Annotated in this window: 20 protein-coding genes and 1 tRNA gene; 12 read left to right on the plus strand and 9 right to left on the minus strand. The window is 63.8% G+C overall.

Annotated features, from left to right (window positions below; all coding sequences use genetic code 11):
- Positions 1-40: 40 nt before the first annotated feature.
- On the minus strand, positions 41-271 hold the full coding sequence (locus tag GA0004734_RS03580) for a hypothetical protein (RefSeq protein ID WP_092931249.1): 231 nt from the start codon (positions 269-271) through the stop codon (positions 41-43).
- Between the two features lie 192 nt (positions 272-463).
- On the opposite strand from GA0004734_RS03580, the gene GA0004734_RS03585 reads away from it, so the two are divergent.
- On the plus strand, positions 464-1390 hold the full coding sequence (locus tag GA0004734_RS03585) for a manganese catalase family protein (protein ID WP_092931251.1): 927 nt from the start codon (positions 464-466) through the stop codon (positions 1388-1390).
- Positions 1391-1508: 118 nt separating this feature from the next.
- Here GA0004734_RS03585 and GA0004734_RS03590 read toward each other — a convergent pair.
- Positions 1509-1598, minus strand: a tRNA-Ser gene (locus GA0004734_RS03590).
- Positions 1599-1985: 387 nt separating this feature from the next.
- Here GA0004734_RS03590 and GA0004734_RS03595 point away from each other — a divergent pair.
- From GA0004734_RS03595 to GA0004734_RS03615, 5 genes are all read left to right on the plus strand, one after another.
- Positions 1986-2300, plus strand: coding sequence for a hypothetical protein (locus GA0004734_RS03595; RefSeq protein WP_245292328.1), 315 nt, complete (start codon positions 1986-1988; stop codon positions 2298-2300).
- A gap of 119 nt (positions 2301-2419) precedes the next feature.
- Positions 2420-3076: a peptide-methionine (S)-S-oxide reductase MsrA gene (msrA, locus tag GA0004734_RS03600; protein WP_092935868.1), complete on the plus strand. Its 657-nt coding sequence runs from the start codon at positions 2420-2422 to the stop codon at positions 3074-3076.
- 151 nt (positions 3077-3227) lie between these two features.
- Entirely contained in the window at positions 3228-4127 is a 900-nt protein-coding gene (locus GA0004734_RS03605) for a helix-turn-helix domain-containing protein (protein WP_092931253.1), read from the plus strand.
- Between the two features lie 231 nt (positions 4128-4358).
- Entirely contained in the window at positions 4359-6572 is a 2214-nt protein-coding gene (locus tag GA0004734_RS03610; RefSeq protein WP_245292329.1) for a TonB-dependent siderophore receptor, read from the plus strand.
- Positions 6573-6841: 269 nt separating this feature from the next.
- Positions 6842-7834, plus strand: a complete 993-nt coding sequence (locus GA0004734_RS03615) for a BMP family lipoprotein (protein ID WP_092931254.1) — start codon at positions 6842-6844, stop codon at positions 7832-7834.
- Positions 7835-7902: 68 nt separating this feature from the next.
- Here GA0004734_RS03615 and GA0004734_RS03620 read toward each other — a convergent pair whose 3' ends face one another.
- On the minus strand, positions 7903-8112 hold the full coding sequence (locus GA0004734_RS03620; protein ID WP_092935872.1) for a SlyX family protein: 210 nt from the start codon (positions 8110-8112) through the stop codon (positions 7903-7905).
- 233 nt (positions 8113-8345) lie between these two features.
- Here GA0004734_RS03620 and GA0004734_RS03625 point away from each other — a divergent pair, with 233 nt between their 5' ends.
- The 6 genes from GA0004734_RS03625 to deoA all read left to right on the plus strand — a co-directional run bounded on the left by GA0004734_RS03625 (position 8346) and on the right by deoA (position 14606).
- Positions 8346-9881: an ABC transporter ATP-binding protein gene (locus GA0004734_RS03625; protein ID WP_092931256.1), complete on the plus strand. Its 1536-nt coding sequence runs from the start codon at positions 8346-8348 to the stop codon at positions 9879-9881.
- A complete protein-coding gene (locus GA0004734_RS03630; protein ID WP_092931258.1) occupies positions 9878-11011 on the plus strand; it encodes an ABC transporter permease in 1134 nt (377 codons plus the stop codon). Before GA0004734_RS03625 ends, GA0004734_RS03630 begins: the two co-directional genes overlap by 4 nt.
- A 3-nt stretch (positions 11012-11014) precedes the next feature.
- On the plus strand, positions 11015-11986 hold the full coding sequence (locus GA0004734_RS03635; RefSeq protein ID WP_092931260.1) for an ABC transporter permease: 972 nt from the start codon (positions 11015-11017) through the stop codon (positions 11984-11986).
- A gap of 4 nt (positions 11987-11990) precedes the next feature.
- Positions 11991-12383: a cytidine deaminase gene (locus GA0004734_RS03640; protein WP_092931262.1), complete on the plus strand. Its 393-nt coding sequence runs from the start codon at positions 11991-11993 to the stop codon at positions 12381-12383.
- 128 nt (positions 12384-12511) lie between these two features.
- Positions 12512-13288 (plus strand): deoxyribose-phosphate aldolase, encoded by a 777-nt coding sequence (deoC, locus tag GA0004734_RS03645; RefSeq protein ID WP_092931264.1) that lies wholly within the window; start codon positions 12512-12514, stop codon positions 13286-13288.
- A 4-nt stretch (positions 13289-13292) separates the two neighbouring features.
- Positions 13293-14606, plus strand: coding sequence for a thymidine phosphorylase (gene deoA, locus GA0004734_RS03650; protein ID WP_092931266.1), 1314 nt, complete (start codon positions 13293-13295; stop codon positions 14604-14606).
- 2 nt (positions 14607-14608) lie between these two features.
- Here the strand turns inward: deoA and GA0004734_RS03655 are convergent, their stop codons facing one another.
- The 6 genes from GA0004734_RS03655 to GA0004734_RS03680 form a co-directional block, all read right to left on the minus strand.
- On the minus strand, positions 14609-15139 hold the full coding sequence (locus GA0004734_RS03655) for a TIGR02281 family clan AA aspartic protease (protein ID WP_245292330.1): 531 nt from the start codon (positions 15137-15139) through the stop codon (positions 14609-14611).
- A gap of 113 nt (positions 15140-15252) precedes the next feature.
- The gene (gene upp, locus GA0004734_RS03660; protein WP_092931268.1) at positions 15253-15882 is read right to left on the minus strand and encodes a uracil phosphoribosyltransferase; all 630 of its coding nucleotides are present in this window, start codon (positions 15880-15882) and stop codon (positions 15253-15255) included.
- A gap of 130 nt (positions 15883-16012) precedes the next feature.
- A complete protein-coding gene (locus GA0004734_RS03665) occupies positions 16013-16981 on the minus strand; it encodes an adenosine deaminase (RefSeq protein ID WP_092931270.1) in 969 nt (322 codons plus the stop codon).
- A complete protein-coding gene (locus tag GA0004734_RS03670) occupies positions 16978-18195 on the minus strand; it encodes a phosphopentomutase (protein WP_092931272.1) in 1218 nt (405 codons plus the stop codon). The genes GA0004734_RS03665 and GA0004734_RS03670 overlap by 4 nt, the downstream gene beginning before the upstream one ends.
- 114 nt (positions 18196-18309) lie before the next feature.
- Positions 18310-18906: a TadE/TadG family type IV pilus assembly protein gene (locus GA0004734_RS03675; protein ID WP_092931274.1), complete on the minus strand. Its 597-nt coding sequence runs from the start codon at positions 18904-18906 to the stop codon at positions 18310-18312.
- Positions 18906-19415: a TadE/TadG family type IV pilus assembly protein gene (locus GA0004734_RS03680; protein WP_245292331.1), complete on the minus strand. Its 510-nt coding sequence runs from the start codon at positions 19413-19415 to the stop codon at positions 18906-18908. The genes GA0004734_RS03675 and GA0004734_RS03680 overlap by 1 nt, the downstream gene beginning before the upstream one ends.
- Between the last annotated feature and the right edge of the window lie 89 nt (positions 19416-19504).

Genomic DNA, 19504 nt, shown 5'->3' on the forward strand with positions numbered 1-19504 from the left:
GAGGGCGCGATCGCGGTCGCGCCGGAAGCTTCGCCGCCCGTCAGGCCGAGAAGCTGACCCGCACGCCGCGCTGCCGGAAGTAGGCCTGCATCATCTTGCGGCCCGAGCGGTTGTTCTGCGCAAGCTTGGCCGGATCGAACACGGCTTCCGCCGCACCCTCCCGGGCAAGTGCCGCCTTGAGGCTCGCAATATGGTCGTCGATGTCGGCATTGTCCGACTGGAGCGATGCGTAGATCTTTTCGGTTACCTCGGCCACGGTCTGTTCGCTCACGGTATCTGTCCCTTCTTTTACGAAACCGGTCGGATATCACGATTTGGAGAATCGCCAAACTGCAGACTGCGCATGCAATCAGCGGCCCCGAAAGGCATAAAGACAGACATTCGGAAGAAGATCCCCGCAGGAGGGAACGCAGAAGCATTCGCTCAGTTGCGGATGTGTCATTCCCAATGAAAGGTGACCGAAATGTTCATGCGCGTCGATCAACTGCAGGCAGAACTGCCTGCGCCCAAGCGGGCGGATCCGAATGCCGCGGCCGCCCTGCAGGAGTTGCTGGGTGGGAAATACGGCGAGATGTCCACGCTGGGCAACTACATGTTCCAGAGCTTCAACTTCCGCTCCAAGGACAAGCTGCGCCCCTTCTACAGCCTCGTCGCGAGCATCACGGCGGAAGAACTCGGCCATGTCGAGCTCGTCAGCAACGGCGTCGCCATGCTCGCCAACGGTCCGGACAAGAAGGATGGTGACACGGGCGATGGCGGCGACATTTCCGGCGCGCCGTGGGAGGACATGAAGGATATACGGCTCGCGGCGGCCTTCCTGTCGGGCGGCGGCGGTGCCATGCCGGTCAACAGCAATGGCGCTTCCTGGAACAACGACTTCATCACGACGACCGGCAATGTCGTGGTCGATCTCCTCCACAATTTCCATCTGGAATGCGGTGCGCGTCTCCACAAGCTGCGCGTTTACGAAACCCTGACCGACCCGACCGGCCGCGAGGTCTGCGGTTATCTCCTCGTGCGCGGTTCCGTCCACGCGCATGCCTATGCCCTGGCGCTGGAAAAGATCACCGGCGTGAAGATCAAGGACTTCCTGCCGACGCCGAATATTCCGCTCAGCACAATCCCGGAATGCCAGAAATATCTGGACGAAGGCTCCCACCGCCGCCTCTACACGTTCAGCCCGAAGGACTACAAGGAAATGGCGGGCATCTGGGGCAACGGCGAAATGGCCCTTCCGGCCGATCCGCCGGGCGAACTCGAAGTCGTCGACGGCATGCCGGAAGGCGGCAAGATCCACCAACTCGTCGGCGTACCCTCGGCCTTCACCCCGGACTACGCCCCGGAAGAAATGTTCGAAATCGCCCAGAAACTCTACAAGAAGTCGCGCTAGGTTTTATTGCCTGAGGTTCAAAGCTGCAGGCTGCGGTCCTCTTTTGAGGTCGCGGCCTGTTTGAGTTTTCCGTGCCGTTTGCGCGCGGTCGGACAAAGATAGGGTGAAACGAAAAGAATGGCGGACAGGGCGGGATTCGAACCCGCGGTACGCTCTCACGCACACACACTTTCCAGGCGTGCGCCTTAAACCACTCGGCCACCTGTCCTTGATATCGTCACCGCTGGTTTGGGCGGCGAGATTGTTGCGCGGATGGCGAAGGATCGCGACCGTGTGCAACGGTTCGCCAAAAATCCTACGAGCGGAAAATCCTGCGAACGGCGCGATATATACCGATGATCTCAAAGCGATCAACCGAAATCTGACAGATTTTTCGAACGGCGACAGGCATTTTCCATCAGGCAGATGATGCTAGGCTCGGGGTGCCATTGCGGTTGGTCGGGGAGAACCTATCTTATTGCGGAGGCACGAAGCAAAGTGTGATGCGGAAACCGGTCCCGTCTGGGAAGGTCGGGCTGCTGCGAGAGACAGTTCCGGCTTGCAGCGCTTGTGGTATTTGCAAAGCATTACGGGGAGCCGCAGGCAGGGGAGACGAATGATGGCAATTCTCTTCAGGCTCGCGAGTGTTCTCGCCCTCATTGCCGCGCTTCTCGCGGGAACCGTGGATGCCGTGCGCTCGGTGTCCGAAACAGCTGTGGTCATGACGCCGCTCGGGATTGCGGTGGCGTCGATCAGCACGTCCGGGCTTGAGATGATCGAAGCTCTGGAGCGGCCGGGCGGCAGCTTTGCCATGGTGCAGCCGGTCGTCCCCTGGTTTCTGCAGCAGCCGGCGTTCGCGGTCTTTCTGATCGTGGCGCTGTTGTTCTGGATGGCCGGGTATCGCCCGGCGCGCCGGCGCCGGCTGGCCTGATGCCGTTCTGAAGGCCGGCAGGGCAGGTCGAGACCCGTGTGGAGGGACTCGCCGCCTTTGCTCCGACGACATCAATTTCGACGATACGAACAACCCATTCTGAAATGGAGACGGATCTTATGTTTCTAACCGAGCTTTTCAGCAAGAAGACCACCATGCCCGAGCCGCAAAATGCGCTTCCCGGCCGCGAGGCACCCTTGCCCACATCGACGCACCACGCCGTCAACCGGCAGCCTCTCAAGGGGCCTTATCCCGACGGCATGAAGACCGTGCTGCTTGGCATGGGCTGCTTCTGGGGCGCCGAGCGCCTGATGTGGCAACTGCCGGGCGTCTATGTCACGGCGGTCGGCTATGCCGGCGGCTACACGAAAAACCCGACCTACCAGGAAACGACGACGGGACTGACCGGCCATACCGAGGTCGTTCTCGTGGTCTACGACCCGAAGGTCGTCGGGTTCGGCGAGATCCTCAAGGTCTTCTTCGAGGAGCATGACCCGACGCAGGGTATGCGCCAGCGCAACGACGTCGGCACGACCTACAGGTCCGCCATCTATGTCGAAGACGAGGCGCAGCTTGCCGAAGCGAAGACCGCCCGCGATGCCTATCAGGCGCAGCTGAAGAAGGCGGGCCACCGTGAGCCGATCACCACCGAGATCGCGATGGCCGGCACGTTCTATTTCGCAGAAGCAGAGCACCAGCAGTATCTGGCCAAAAACCCCAATGGCTATTGCGGCCTGCGGGGAACGGGTGTGAGCTGCCCGGTACCTGCCCTCTAATCCGGTACTCTGACACTCACGTTTCAAGACCCTGCTGCACAGGGATGGCAGCGCATGCCTGCCATCCCCGCCATTGCTTCCGTGGCCGTTTTGGATTAATACATGACAATATTTTTCATGTTTTAACCGCCGAAACGCCGCGACAGCGCCGATGACCTTCCAGCCCAGGATGAACAACAGGATTTCCGGTTTCGACGTGATCGGAACCTGGAACCGGCGCGTCTATAACGGCGTGGTTGCCGACCTCTGGGACGTGCAATGCGCCCGGTTGGCGGGCGGCGTCTATGTGGCCGACGCGCCCCGGCTTTTCGTGGTGCTCGAAACCCTCGGAGATCCCGCGCGGCGCCTCTCCATGGCGTCGATATCGACGGGCACGTCTTCCGCAGGGGAGCACGGCCTGCCCGGTTCGCCCTGCCGGCGCCTGTCCTATATTCCCGCCGGTATGGAGCTTCGCGCCGAGCTTCAGGGCATCAGCGCGATCCGCCATCTCGATCTGCATTTCGATGCGGCCGCGCTCGGCGAGCGCGTCGGCGGCGAGCTCGATCCCCTTGTTCTCGAACAGCCGCGGCTGATGTTTGCCGATCCGCGTCTCATTGCCGTGGCCGATCTTCTGGCGGCAGAATGCGCCGATCCGGATCCCTTGCACGATCTTTATGGCGACGGCCTTGCGCTCGGTCTCTTCATCGCTCTGATGCGCGTTCCCCCGCCCAGTCGTCGCTTGCGCGGGGCGCTCGCGCCCTGGCAACTGCGACGGGCGACCGAGTTCATCGAGGCCCATTGCCTGCGCGGTATCCGGCTGGAGGAGCTGGCAGGGCTCACCGGCCTTTCCCAGTCGCATTTCAGCCACGCCTTCAAGGCCTCGACCGGCATGCCGCCGCACCAGTGGCAGATGAAGACGCGCATCGAGCATGCGAAATCCCTGCTGGCTGCCGGCAAGGCGAGCCTCAGCGAGGTCGCAGCCGTCACCGGTTTTGCGGACCAAGCGCATTTCACCCGGGCCTTTCGCAAGATGGCGGGCACCACGCCGGGCCGGTGGCTGCGCAGCCGTTGAAGGACGGGATATCCGAGCACGCGTGGCGGATTTGCCGCAGTCTTGCCGTAGATGCTTCGCCTGAGAACATCGCCTCGGAATTGTTCAAAATCCGCAGGACGGATCAATCCGATCCCGCTTCCTTGAGCTATGCGAAACATGAGAAAACGCCTCATCTTCATGGGGCGACAGTGCCGGATAAGGAACAGGTGTCGGGGCCGTTCTGCCGGGTGGCCGAGATGGGGTGACGACATGATGGGGACAATCAACAAAAGCCGCAACGCGGTCTGGCTCGCGGGAGCCGCAGTCATCGCATGTGCGGCCGGCACATCCGCTGCACTGGCCCAAACCCCGCAAACCCAAGGCCAGGAAGTGCAGGGCCAACAGCCGACGCAACTGGAAGCCATCGTCGTGCGCGGCGGGCAGGCAACAGAGGGATCGGCAACCGGCCCGGTCGAGGGTTACGTCGCCCGCGACACGACGGCAGGGTCGAAATCGTCCATGCCGGTGACGGCCGTTCCCCAGTCGGTCTCCGTTATCGGCCGCAAGGAGCTGGATGACCGCGGCGTCGTCACCAAGATCGACGAAGCGCTGCGCTATACCGCCGGCGTCACCACCGAGCCCTTCGGCTCCGATCCGGATACGGACTGGTTCTACATCCGCGGCTTCGATGCGACGCAGTCCGGCGTCTTCCTCGACGGTCTCAATCTCTATTCCTACGGCTTTGGCGGCTTCCAGACGGATGCCTACATGCTGGAGCGCGTCGATGTGCTGAAAGGTCCAGCCTCCGTGCTTTATGGCGGCGCCACACCCGGCGGCATCGTCGATCTCATCCGCAAGCGCCCGCAGGACGAGGCCGTTCGCGAGGTCGAGGTCGGCATCAACAATTTCGGCAATGCCTTCCTCGGCTTCGACGTCAACCAGAAGGTCAGTGATGCCGTGACCTATCGCGTTACCGGCAAGGTGGCCGGCGGCGAACAGGAGAGCGACTACGCGAACGACCTGCGCGGCTTTCTCATGCCGCAGATCCGCTACCAGCCTGATGATGCGACCAGCCTGACCGTCTATGCCACCCTTTCCGGCCTTGACCAGCGCCACACCGGCAATGGCTTCCTGCCCTACGAGGGCACCGTGGTGAACGCGCCCTTCGGCAAGATCGACCGCGACGCCTTCTTCTCGGAGCCGGATCTCGACACCGGCCGTTCCGACCAGCAGATGATCGGCTACGAAGCCGAGCACACGTTCGACAACGGGCTGAAGCTCTCTCAGAACCTGCGCTATAGCCACCTCGACAAGCATGAAGTGCTGTTCTACCCCTTCGGCTACGTCAACACGACGGACCCGGCAGCGCCGAACTACTACGATCTCTATCGCGTCGGCTTCGAGCACACGAGCAAGGTGGACAGCTTTGCCGTCGACAACCGCGCCGAGATCAAGCTCGACACCGGCCCGGTCGAGCACAACCTGCTCGCCGGCATCGATTACAAGCACTACCGTCTCGACCAAGTCCAGGCCGTCCCGGCATGGCCGGCAGTGGCTACGCCGATCGATCCCCTCGATCCAATCTACGGCCTGCCGCAGCCGGGCCTCAGCGGCGTCTATCTCGATCAGGTGCTGACCCTGCAGCAGGTGGGCCTCTACGCGCAGGACCAGATGCGCTTCGGCGATGGCGTCCTCGTCACGCTCAACGGCCGTTACGACTATGTGGATACGCAGTCCGACGCGCGGATCGGCACAAGCTACCGCAACAATGACAGCGCGCTCAGCGGCCGTGCCGGCCTTGCTTACGAATTCGACAACGGTATGACGCCCTATGTCAGTGCCGCCACTTTTTTCAATCCGCTGATCGGCACCTCCTATCTCGGCGGCGCTCTCAAGCCGGAGGAAGGTCACCAGTTCGAAGCCGGGCTGAAATACGTGCCCACCGCCATCGACGGCCTCTTCACGGTGTCGGTGTTCCAGATCGTCAAGGAAAACGTGGCGTTGACCCGGCCGGACTTCCTGCAGGAGCAGCTGGGCGAGGTCACCTCCACCGGCATCGAGCTCGAAGCCAAGGTCAATCTCGACGCGCACTGGTCGCTGCTCGGCTCCTATTCCTATACCGATCTTGAGATTACCGAGGATCTCAATCCGGCCCTCGTCGGCAACCGTCCATACCTCGTGCCGAAGAGCCAGGCGGCCGTCTGGGTTGATTATGCGCTGACCGAAGGCGCGCTGGAAGGCATGAGCATCGGCGGTGGCCTGCGCTATCAGGGCACGTCGTTCGTGGACAACGAGAACACCCGCGAAGTGCCGGATGCGCTGCTCGCCGACGCCGCCATTCGCTATGAGAGGCAAGGCTGGGGTGCAGCCCTTAACGTCGCCAACCTCTTCGACAAGGACTATGTGAAGAGCTGCCAGGGCGTTTCCACCTGCGGCTATGGGGCAGGGCGCACGATCACGCTGAAGCTCAGCAAGGCGTTCTGATCCCCGCCTGCGAAGGCTCGCATCACCCGTGAACAAGGCGAACCGCAGCAGATCCAGACAGGGATCGCCGCGGTTCTGTCGTTTGCGGATCGGAGGATGAAAGTTTTACCAGTTGAAAAATTTCGGGTGTATTTTCCCAAAGCCCGTGCAAGGATACACCTCAATCAGGCCCGCCACAAAGCGCGGCTGGTTCCGCAGACATGCTTCCGACACAAGAAGAAGCGTGCGGGAGGACCCAGAAAACACATAGTAACAAACAGGGCTGCACAATGAAAAAAACCCTCCTCGGTCTCCTTGCCTTCTCGATGATGTCGGCCACGGCGCTGGCCGCCGACATCAAACCCGCGGTCATTTACGACCTCGGCGGCAAGTTCGACAAATCCTTCAATGAATCCGCCTTCAACGGCGCCGAGAAGTTCAAGACCGAAACCGGTATCGCCTACCGCGAGTTCGAAATCGCCAACGACGCGCAGCGCGAGCAGGCGCTCCGCCGTTTTGCCGGTGACGGCAATAACCCGATCGTCATGGCCGGCTTCTCCTGGGCGGCAGCGCTCGAAAAGGTTTCCGCCGAATATCCCGATACCAAGTTTTCCATCATCGACATGGTCGTGGACAAGCCGAACGTGAAGTCGGTGGTTTTCAAGGAGCAGGAAGGGTCCTATCTCGTCGGCGTTCTCGCCGGCCTTGCCTCCAAGTCGAAGACCGTCTCCTTCGTCGGCGGCATGGACATTCCGCTGATCCACAAGTTCGCCTGCGGCTATATCGGCGGTGCCAAGTCCACCGGCGCTGACGTCAAGGTGCTCGAAGCCTACACCGGCACGACGCCGGAAGCCTGGAACGACCCGGTCAAGGGCGGCGAAATCGCCAAGTCTCAGTTCGATCAAGGCTCCGATGTCGTCTATCACGCCGCCGGCGGCACCGGTGTCGGCGTGCTCCAGGCGGCCGCCGATGCGGGCAAGCTCGGCATCGGCGTCGACTCGAACCAGAACGGCATGCAGCCCGGCAAGGTCCTCACCTCCATGCTGAAGCGCGTCGATGTCGCCGTCTACGACAGCTTCATGAGCGCCAAGAACGACACCTTCAAGGTCGGCATTTCCAATCTCGGCCTGAAGGAAGACGGCGTCGGCTATGCGCTCGACGACAACAACAAGGCGCTGATCACGCCGGAAATGCAGGCCGCGGTCGACAAGGTCAAGGCTGACATTATCGCCGGCACGCTTCAGGTCCACGACTACATGACGGACGAAGCCTGCGCCTACTGAGGCGATCCGCGATACGGGAAAGCACCGTCGGCCCGTGTGGCCGGCGACGCATGCCCCTCGACGGCGTGTCAGTAATGCGGCGGCCGCGTGATCGCGGGGGCCTCCAGCGAGGTCTCTTCCAGCGTGAGGAACCGTTCGGTCAGCCGGTCCAGTTTCGTGCGAACCTGGTCCACGATCTTCCACTGTTCGGCAAGCTGCTGCGACAGGTCCTCGATCACGCGGGCTTGATGCGCGATCGTTTCCTCGATGGCCGTCATCCGTGTCTCGTCGGTCGTCATGATCGTCATTCTCTCTTTGTCGCTGGCGGATCGTCTGCTCTCGTTATAGAGGGTTCGCCCGGCGGCAGGTCAAACGCGAAACAGCCGATCCGCTGATTTAGCGCTTCCGATCGTCGTGATCGATGTTAGCCTTAGGCTTCCCGCTTTCCTCAAAGCGGGCGGTCGGACAATCAAGCAAGCACCCGGCGGCACAGCCTGCCGACAACGGGTGCCGGGAACGGGATGCGGCTGCCATGAGCGATATCGCGATTGAGCTTCGGGGCATCGACAAGAGCTTCGGCCCTGTCCACGCCAACAAAAATATCAACCTCGTCGTCAAAAAGGGAACGATCCACGGGATCATCGGTGAGAACGGCGCCGGGAAATCGACCCTGATGTCGATCCTCTATGGCTTCTATCAGGCCGACCGCGGCGAGATCCTCATCGATGGCAAAGTATTGACGATCAAGGACCCGAATGCCGCGATCGCAAGCGGCATCGGCATGGTGCACCAGCACTTCATGCTGGTCGAAAACTTCACCGTGCTCGAAAACGTCATGCTCGGCGCCGAGGAAAGCCCGGTGCTGAACGCCTCGATCTCCAAGGCTCGCATCGAGCTGAAGCGGCTGGAGAAGGAATATGCGCTGGAGGTCGATCCCGATGCCGTCATCGAGGAACTGCCGGTCGGGTTGCAGCAGCGCGTGGAGATTCTGAAAGCCCTCTACCGCAAGGCCGATATTCTCATTCTCGACGAGCCCACGGGCGTTCTCACCCCGCCGGAAGCCGATCACCTGTTCCGCATTCTCGAGCAGCTGAAAAACGAGGGTAAGACGATCATCCTGATCACCCACAAGCTGCGCGAGATCATGGCCGTCACCGACGCGGTTTCCGTCATGCGCCGCGGCGAGATGGTCGCGACGCGCGAAACAGACAAGACCTCGGTCGAGGAACTGGCCGAGCTGATGGTCGGGCGCCGCGTGCTTCTCCGCGTCGAGAAGGGCGAGGCCCGCCCCGGCGACGTCAAGCTTTCGGTGCGCAATCTCACGGTTCGCGACATCAGGGGCGTCACCATGGTCGATGGCGTCTCCTTCGATATCCGGGCCGGCGAGATCGTCGGCATTGCCGGCGTCGCGGGCAATGGCCAGTCCGAGCTTCTCGAAGCCATTGCCGGCATCCGCCGCGCCACCGGCGGCACGGTCGAACTCAATGGCTCCACGGTCGATGTCACCGGCCTTGCCGACCCGGCCGAACTGCGCACGCGCGGCCTTGCCCATGTTCCGGAAGACCGCCATCACGTCGGCCTCGTGCTCAAATTCGAGGAAAGCGAAAACGCCATTCTCGGCTATCACCGCGATCCCGCCTATAAGAAGGGCGCCCTGCTCGATGTCGCCGCCATGCGTGCGGATGCCGAGGCGAATATCGCCCGATACGACATTCGTCCGCCGAACCCGCGCCTGAAGACGGCGAATTTCTCTGGCGGCAATCAGCAGAAGATCGTGCTGGCGCGCGAGATGGAGCGCAATCCCGACGTGCTGATCATCGGGCAGCCCACCCGCGGCGTCGATGTCGGCGCTATCGAATTCATTCACAAGCGGATCATCGAGATGCGCGATCAAGGCAAGGCCGTTCTCCTGGTCTCGGTCGAGCTCGACGAGATCCGCGCTCTGTCGGACCGGATCCTCGTGATGTTCGCCGGGCGCGTCGTCGGCGAGCGGACCTCCGACGCCGACGAGGGCGATCTCGGCCTGTTGATGGCCGGCGTCGAAAACCGCATGGAGGCCGCCCAGTGAGCAACCCTTACGCCAAACTGCCCGGCTGGGCCGAATACGGTCTCATCCCGCTCGTCAATCTCGTCGTCGCCTTCCTCGTCGCCGGTCTCGTCGTGCTGCTCGTCGGCGAGAGCCCGCTGGAGGCCGCCTACCACCTGATCAACGGCGCCTTCGGCCGCGGCGAATATATCGGCTTCACGCTCTACTACGCCACGACCTTCATCTTCACCGGCCTTGCGGTCGCGGTCGCCTCGCATGCCGGCCTCTTCAACATCGGCGGCGAGGGGCAGGCCTATGTCGGCGGCATCGGCGTCGCGCTCGTCTGCCTCTGGCTCGATCGCATCATGCCCTGGTACGTGGTCTTCCCGCTGGCCATCCTCGGTTCGGCCGCCTTCGGCGCCATGTGGGCCTTCCTGCCCGGCTGGCTGCAGGCCAAGCGCGGCAGTCACATCGTCATCACCACCATCATGTTCAACTTCATCGCCTCGAGCCTGATGGTCTACCTGCTGACGCGGGTCTTGAAGCCGCTCGGCTCAATGGCGCCGCAGACGCGCACCTTCGAGGCGGGCGGGCAGTTGCCGAAGCTCGATTGGCTGCTCGGCATCTTCGGGCTCGACATCGGCAATGCGCCGTTCAACATCTCCTTCCTGCTGGCGCTCCTGGCCGCTTTTGGCTGCTGGCTGCTCATCTGGCGCACGCGGCTCGGCTACGAGATGCGCGTCATGGGCCACAGCCCGTCGGCCGCCCGCTATGCCGGTATCAAGGATGCCCGCATCACCGTCATCGCCATGATGATCTCGGGCGCGCTCTGCGGCATGATGGCGCTGAACCCGATCATGGGCGAGCAGTTCCGCATGCAGCTCGATTTCGTGCAAGGGGCCGGCTTCGTCGGCATCGCGGTCGCCCTCATGGGCCGCTCGCATCCGGCAGGCATCATTCCCGCCGCCATCCTCTTCGGCATGCTCTATCAGGGCGGCGCCGAAATCGCCTTCGAAATGCCGACCATCTCGCGCGACATGATCGTCATCATACAGGGGCTCGTCATCCTCTTTGCCGGCGCGCTCGAAAACATGTTCCGCCCGGCGATCGGTCGCCTCTTCGCCTCCGCCGCAAGCAGCCGTTCGGCATCGCCGGCCGTCAAGGGAGCCTGATCCATGGATGCCTTTCACATGCTGGTGACGGTGCTGGAATCGACCATCCGCGTTTCCGTGCCTCTCATCTTCGCGGCCCTTGGCGGCCTCTTCACCGAACGCGCCGGCGTCTTCGACATCGGGCTCGAGGGCAAGATGCTGGGTGCCGCATTCGCCGCCGGCGCGGTCGCCGCGGTGACCGGCAATGTCTGGGCCGGGCTTCTCGCCGCCATCCTCATCTCGGTCCTCCTGTCGCTGGTGCACGGCTATGCCTCCATCACCCAGCGCGGCAGCCAGATCGTCTCGGGCGTGGCTATCAACTTCATCGTCTTCGGCTCCACCGTCATTCTGGGCGAAGCCTGGTTCCGCCAGGGCGGGCGCACGCCGGCGCTGGCAGGCGATGCACGGTTCTCGACCATCACCTTCCCCTTCGCCGAGGAGATGCGTCCGGTTCCGGTCATCGGGCCGATCTATGCGGACCTCATCTCCGGCCACTTCTTCCTCACCTATCTCGCCTTTGCCATGGTGCCGATCACCTGGTGGGTTCTCTACCGCACCCGCTTCGGCCTGCGCCTGCGCGCCGTCGGCGAAAATCCGGGTGCCGTGGATACGGCCGGCATCTCGGTCGTCTGGATGCGCTATCGCGCCGTCATCTGCTGCGGCATTCTCGCCGGTCTCGGCGGCGCCTATCTGTCGCTTGCCATGACCGCCGGCTTCGTCAAGGGCATGACGGCCGGCAAGGGCTATATCGCGCTCGCCGCGCTGATCTTTGCCAAATGGAAGCCGCTCAACGTCATGCTCGCCTGCCTGCTCTTCGGCTTCCTCGATGCGCTGGCCATCCGCCTTCAGGGCAATCCGCTGCCGCTGATCGGGCAGATCCCGGTGCAGCTCATGCAGGCCCTGCCCTATATTCTCACCGTCATCCTGCTCGCCGGTTTCATCGGCAAGGCCGTGCCGCCCAAGGCCGGCGGGGTGCCCTACGTCAAGGAGCGCTGATATCATGGCGACCGATCTCTTCGAAGCCGCCCGCAAGGCCATGGCGCTCGCGCATGCGCCCTATTCCAAGTTCCCCGTCGGGGCCGCCATTCGCGCCGAGGACGGCACGATCTACGCCGGCGCCAATATCGAGAACCTGTCCTTTCCCGAGGGCTGGTGCGCCGAGACCACGGCCATCAGCCATATGATCATGGGCGGCGCCCGCAAGATCCTCGAAGTCGCCGTCATTGCCGAAAAACTGCCGCTCTGCCCGCCCTGCGGCGGCTGCCGCCAGCGCCTGTCGGAGTTCGCCGAAGCCGGCACGCCCATCTATCTCTGCGACGAGACCGGCGTGCGGAAGACGGTGATGCTGTCGGACCTCCTGCCGCATTCCTTCGCCACCGACACGATCGGCTGAGCGCGCGCCAAAGGCCCCGAGCCTCCCATGGCTCCCGGCCCAAGGCCGTGAACGGCCGCGATTGGCTTTGCCAAACGGCGCCAAAACCTCTACCGCATCAGGACCGAACCCGCCCAAGGGAGGCACCTATGACACTGGAAGCCAGCAACCGGCAGCTCGCCTCTCTCGCGCTGTCCCTGCTCGACCTGACCGATCTGAGCGACGACTGCACGCCGGACGCCATCGAGGCGCTGTGCGCACGGGCGCGCACGCCGCACGGCTCCGTTGCCGCGATCTGCATCTGGCCGCGCTTCGTGGGGCAGGCCCGCAGCATTCTCGGAGCCTCCAGCCCGGTGCGCATCGCAACCGTCGTCAATTTCCCCTCGGGCGAGCTGAGCGTCGACGAGGTCGTTTCGCAGACCACGAGCGCGATTGCCGATGGCGCCGACGAGATCGACCTCGTCATTCCCTATCGCGCCCTGATGGCCGGCGACGAGCAGGCGGTGCGCGACATGATCCGCGCCATCCGCTCGGCCTGCGGGGAAACCGTGGTTCTCAAGACTATTCTGGAAACCGGCGAGATGAAGGAGCGCGGTCTGATCCGCAACGCCTCCCACCTCGCCATCCAGGAAGGCGCCGACTTCATCAAGACCTCCACCGGCAAGGTCGCCGTCAACGCGACGCTGGAGGCCGCCGACATCATGCTGACCGCCATTCGCGAGAGCGGCCGCCGGGTGGGCTTCAAGCCGGCCGGTGGCGTCAGGACCGTGGCGGACGCCCGGCTCTACCTGACGCTGGCCGCCACCATTCACGGCCCCGACTGGCTGATGCCCTCCACCTTCCGCTTCGGGGCGTCAGGCCTGCTCGGCGATATCCTCTCCGTCATCGAGGGGCGCGAGTCCCTTGCAGCACCTGCGGCGTATTGAGGCGATGATCCCGCAGGAAATCATCCGCCGCAAACGCGATGGCGTCGCCCTCGACGCATCCGAGATCGCCGGCTTCGTCGCCGGCATGGCCGACGGCTCCATTGCCGATGCGCAGGTTGCGGCCTTTGCCATGGCGACATGGTTTTCCGGCATGACCAGCGCCGAGACGGTGGCGCTGACCGTCGCCATGCGCGACAGCGGCACGGTGCTCGATTATCACGCGCTCGGACGTCCGGTGGCCGACAAGCACTCGACGGGCGGGGTGGGCGACAACGTCTCGCTGATGCTCGCGCCGATCCTTGCGGCCTGCGGCCTCCTCGTCCCCATGATTTCCGGGCGCGGCCTCGGGCATACCGGCGGCACCCTCGACAAGCTCGAATCCATTCCCGGCTATCATATCGCGCCGTCCGCGGAGACCTTGGGTCGTGTCGTGAAAAGCGTCGGCTGCGCCATCATCGGGCAGACGGCGGATCTGGCACCGGCCGACCGGCGGCTCTACGCGATCCGCGATATCACCGCGACCGTGGATTCCGTCCCCCTGATCACGGCCTCCATCCTCTCGAAGAAGCTCGCGGCCGGTCTCGGCTCCCTCGTGCTCGACGTCAAGGTCGGCAGCGGTGCCTTCATGGCATCCCTGTCAGAGGCCGAGATCCTCGCCCGTTCGCTGGTGGACGTCGCCAACGGGGCAGGGCTGCGCACCACGGCTCTCATCACCGACATGAGCGAACCGCTGGCCGATGCCGTGGGCAACGCGCTGGAAATCCTCAATTGCCTCTCCTTCCTGCGCGGCGAAAAGCAAGGTACGCGGCTGGAGCAGGTCGTCATGGCGCTTGCCTCCGAAATGCTGCTGGTGGCCGGCGTCACCTCCGGTCCGGTCGAAAGCCAGGATGCGGCGCGGCGGGCGCTGGAAAGCGGGATGGCGCTCGACATCTTCGGCCGCATGGTCGCGGCTCTGGGCGGACCCGTGGATTTCGTGGAGCGTCCGGAAGCCTATCTGTCGACGGCGCCTGTTATCCGGCCGATCACCGCGGAGCGCGCCGGCGTTCTCGCCACCTGCGATGCCCGCGCCTTGGGGACGGCGGTCATCGGCCTTGGCGGAGGGCGGACCCGCGCCGATCAGGCGATCGACCACAGCGTCGGCTTCTCCGACATCCTGCCGCTCGGCACGGCTGTGGCAGCGGGGCAAATGCTTGCCCGCGTCCATGCCGCAGACGAGACGGCCGCCGACGACGCCATATCGGCCTTTCTCTCAGCCTATACGATCGAGAATGTCGCTCCTGCGACCCGTCCCATCATCCTGTCGCGCCTGACCGCCTGACGTTACCGTCTCAGCATCAGGGCGCCGTCTTCCACCGCGAAGGACGACAGCCGGTTGAGGAAGCTCATGCCCACCAGCGTCTCGGAAAGGGCCGCATCCGGCAAAACCATGGCCTGGACGTTGTCGACGGCGATGCTGCCGACCTTGATCCGCTTCAAGGTCACAGAAGCCGCCTTCGCCACGCCGTTCGCGGTGGAAACCGGGATGGAATAGTCGAGCGTTGCGAGCGACAGGCCGATCCGTCGCGCGGTGCTCTCGTTCAGTGCGACCACGCTCGCGCCGGTATCGATCAATCCGCGAATGCTGCGGCCGTTTACCTCGAGATCGGTGCTGAAATGCCCGCCCGGCCCGGCCGGCAGCATCACCTCGCGCGCGCCGACGGCAGCCGGCACCGCCCGGCGAGCGACGTCGGGCTTGGCCGGAAGAGACACCTCAGATGGGGGTATCCGGTCGAGATACCTGCCGGTCAAGTTGGGAAGGGTATAGGCGCCGAGACCGGCAAGGCCTGCGATGATCAGCAAGCGGTTTATCATGCCGGCAACTCCGCTGAGAGAGGAAGACGGTTCTTGTCTATCGGGCGGAGCTTTAAGAACATGGAAAGACGGCGCGGCGCGCCCCGTCCCTCGCTCTCAAGGGTTAACGAACCTTACTTCGTCCCGTACATCCGGTCCCCGGCGTCTCCAAGACCGGGCATGATATAGCCCTTCTCGTTGAGGTGGCTGTCGATCGCGGCGGTGAAGATCGGCACGTCGGGATGAACGGCGTGGAAATTGGCGATGCCCTCGGGGGCGGCCAGCAGGCAGAGGAACCGCAGGTTCACGGCGCCGCGCTCCTTCAGCTTGTCGATGGCGGCAATCGAGGAATTGCCGGTCGCCAGCATCGGATCGACGACGATCACGAGCCGCTCGGCCATGTTTTCCGGCGCCTTGAAGTAATATTCGACGGCTTCGAGCGTCTCATGGTCGCGGTAGACGCCGACATGCGAGACGCGCGCGGAGGGCACCAGTTCCAGCATGCCTTCGAGAAGACCGTTGCCGGCCCGCAGGATCGAGGCGAAGACCAGCTTCTTGCCTTCGAGCACCGGCGCCTGGATCTGCTGCATCGGCGTCTCGATGGTCTCCATCGTCAGTTCCAGATCGCGCGTCACCTCGTAGCAGAGCAGCGTGGAAATCTCGCGCAGCAGCCGCCGGAAGCCCGCGGTCGAGGTTTCCTTCTTGCGCATGATCGTCAGCTTGTGCTGGACGAGCGGATGGTCGATGACGGTAACGCTGGTCATGCTTTAAGCCTCTTGCCGCGATGGATGGAACCCATCCTTTTTCCACGGAAAGACACGTCGCCGCAAGTCCGGCGCACCACCGTCCCCAGCCCATCGCGCGATCTCTCGCGCAACCCCGGAGCTGGCAAGATCAGAGCCGGGAAAGCAGCGTCGCGCGGGTATCCTCATCGACGAAGGCCGCCTCGATGGCGGTGCGGGTCATGGCGTCGATCTCGGCATCGGCAAACCCCATGACCTCGGAGGCGATATCGTATTCCTGTGCGAGCGACGTGTGGAAGAACGGCGGATCGTCCGCATTCAGCGTGACCCGGCATCCGGCATCGCGCAGCGCCCGCAGCGGATGAGCGTGGAAACCGGGGAAGACATCGAGCGCGATGTTGGAGCCGGGGCAGGTTTCCAGCACCACGCCTTCCGCCGCAATCCGGCGCACGAGTTCGGCATCCTCGATGGCGCGCACGCCATGGCTGATGCGCGAGGGCCTGACGATGTCGAGCGCATCGCGCACGCTGTCGGCGCCCGCCATCTCGCCGGCATGGATGGTGAGGCCGAGCCCGGCATCGCGGGCGATGTCATAGGCGCGGGCGAAGTCCGCGACCCGGTACATCCGCTCCTCGCCCGCGAGATTGAAGCCGGTCACGAGCGGATGGTCCCGCCGGGCGGCATAGAGCGCGGTGCGTTCGGCGGCTTCAGGTCCGAGATGGCGGATGATGGTGACGATCATCCGGCCTTCGATGCCGGTTTTCGCACGTGCCGCCTCGATGCCGGCGGCAAGCCCGCGCAGATAGGCGTCGGCGCCGATGCCGATCGTGTTGCCGTGATCGGGCGAGACGATGATCTCGCTGTAGACGGTGCCGGCCGCGTTCAGCTCGGTCAGATAGGTCTCGGCAAGCGCCGCATAATCCTCCTCCGTGCGAAACAGGGATGCGACGCGGTCGTAGCAGACGATGAATTCGCTGAAGTCGGTCCAGACATAGGATCCATCGGCAATGAGGCCGAAGACGTCGACGCCATATTTTTCCGCCTGCGCAAGGGCAAGCGCCGGCGGGGCCGCACCTTCGATATGGCAGTGCAGTTCCGCTTTCTTGAGATGCAGCGTCACAGGAAACTCCTTCCATGGGGGCCGGGCGCGAGGCCAAGATGCCGGGCCACCGTCTCGCCGATGCCGGCAAAACCATCGATGATCCCGATCGGCCGGGTGGCGACACCGGGACCGAAGAGCAGCACCGGCACACGCTCGCGCGTATGGTCGGTCCCCCGCCACGTCGGATCGCAGCCATGGTCGCCGGTGAGAATGACGATATCGCCCGGGGCAAGCACCGCGTCCAGCTCCGGCAGCCTGCGGTCGAAGGCTTCCAGCGCCGCCGCATAGCCCGCCACATCCCGGCGATGGCCGTAGAGCATGTCGAAATCCACGAAATTCGTAAACACGAGGTCGCCATCCCCGGCCTCGGCGATCGCCTTCAGGCTGGCATCGAACAGCGCGTCGTTGCCATTCGCCTTGATGGTGCGGCCGATCCCCCGATGGGCGAAGATATCGGCGATCTTGCCGACGGCGTGCACGGTGCGGCCCGCCTCGCTCAGCCGGTCGAGCAGCGTCGGCTCCGGCGGCAGCACCGAATAGTCGTGCCGGTTTCCGGTGCGCGCGAAATCCTGCGCCGTCCGCCCGATAAAGGGCCGGGCAATTACCCGCCCGATATTGTATTCGTCGAGCAGCCGGCGGACGGTCTGACAGAGGTCCAGCAGCCGCTCGAGACCAAAACGCTCCTCTTGCGCGGCGATCTGGAAGACGGAATCCGAGGAGGTGTAACAGATCGGCTTTCCCGTCCGCAGATGCTCCTCGCCTAGCCGCGCGATGATGTCGGTGCCGGAGGCGTGACAATTGCCGAGGATACCTGGAACACCGCCCTCTTCGCAGATCCGGGCGACCAGCGCCTCCGGAAAGGCGTCGCCGGTATCGGGAAAGTACCCCCAGTCGAAGCGCACCGGCGTTCCCGCGATTTCCCAGTGCCCGGACGGCGTATCCTTGCCGCGCGAAACCTCTTCGGCCGCGCCATAGACGCCATCGATGGTCTCGGGAAGGGTGAGGCCGGCGGCCAGGCTGCCGCTCGAAAGCCGGGCAGCGTGGAAGAGCCCGCGCGCGGCCATATTGGGAAGCGCCAGCGGCCCGGCACGAAGCCCCTGTCTGTCGGCCGCACCGGCTGCACAGAACTCGGCGATGTGGCCGAGCGTGTCGGCACCGTCATCTCCGAAGGCAGCGGCGTCCGGCGCACCGCCGATACCGAGGGAGTCCAGAACGAAGAGAAAAGCCCGCACGTTCCGCAATCTCCTGAAAGCTATCCCCAAACCGGGTCCGATCGTTGGCGGCAACAGATACGCTCCGCCTCCCGCTTTTGCAAACCGAGCACGCAGCCTACGAAGCGGCGGCGCTTACCTGCAGAGCGCGCAGCTGATCCCGAGGCCAATGCGCTGGCGATAATAGTAGTTTTCCGAAAGGTTCATGATCGCCAGCGAATTCTCCTTCATACCTGGCGGCGTGAACAGCATGAGTTCATAGGGAACGGTGAATTCCGAGTGGACGACGAAGGTGTTGAGGACGGTGAGGTCCGCGGGAACGGAAACGATTGCGTTGACGGCATAGGGCGTGCCGCCGTTTTCGTCGCGCGACCATGCGACGACCCCGACCCCCGGCGCGGTGACGCGAATGCCGGAGACCTTCAGCGTGTATTTGCTCATGGAGAACGGCGCCATGATGCTCAGCGCCACGTTTTTCATGCCGTCGAGTTCCGTGGGCGTGACCTCCGTCTTCTGACTGAGGATGTCGGCCACGGTGCCGGTTGCCTGCGAGACTTTCTGCGACATGTTGAAGCCGACGGACAGTTCGAACGCGCCCAGATAGATCATCAGGAGGATCGGTGCGATGAGGGCGAATTCGATGCCGCTCGTTCCCCGCCGATCGCGCGCCAAGCGGCCGAAACCCAAGACGAGAGGTGAACGCGGGCTGGTGTTGCGATCTGCACCGGTCATCAGAATTTCTCGTTCACGAAGGCGGCCGTCGTCGCCATCAGATAATCGTTCGGCATGGAACTGCCGGCCGGGCGCAGGCCGGTGATGTAGGGGCGCACGAGATCCGTCACGACGGTCCAGCGATAATAAGCCCGGATCAGGTTGATCGATCCGGGACCGCCAGGCGCGTAGGCGAAGCCGGTAACGTCGAGGTCGGTGCCCTTGCGCGGAATGGCGATCGGAATATCGCTGAAGCGCGCATAGCTGCGAACGTCGATCAGCAGCTTGGCAGGCGTTCCCGCTTCGCTGGCAGAACAGCTCAGCATGGCCGTCAGCTCGTTGCAGAAGGCGGTGCGGAACTGGGTCTGGTTCATCGTCGCCGGCAGCAGGCCGGTGCGGATCTTGCGGGCCATGGTCTGGGTGGCGTTGGCGAGGATCTGTTCGCCGGTAAACGCGACGAAGGTCTCGATCGAAGCGAAAATGACCATCAGGAAGGGAATGATGTCAACGGCGGAGTAAAATCCTGCCACGCGGCGGCGCAAAAGTCGGCCACTTGTGGCGCGCGCATGAGACCGCCGGGAGGGCTTAGGCCCGAGCGGGGGTCTCATGCGCGCGTTGC

It is taken from the genome of Rhizobium sp. 9140 (genome assembly GCF_900067135.1).
GTDB lineage: Bacteria > Pseudomonadota > Alphaproteobacteria > Rhizobiales > Rhizobiaceae > Ferranicluibacter.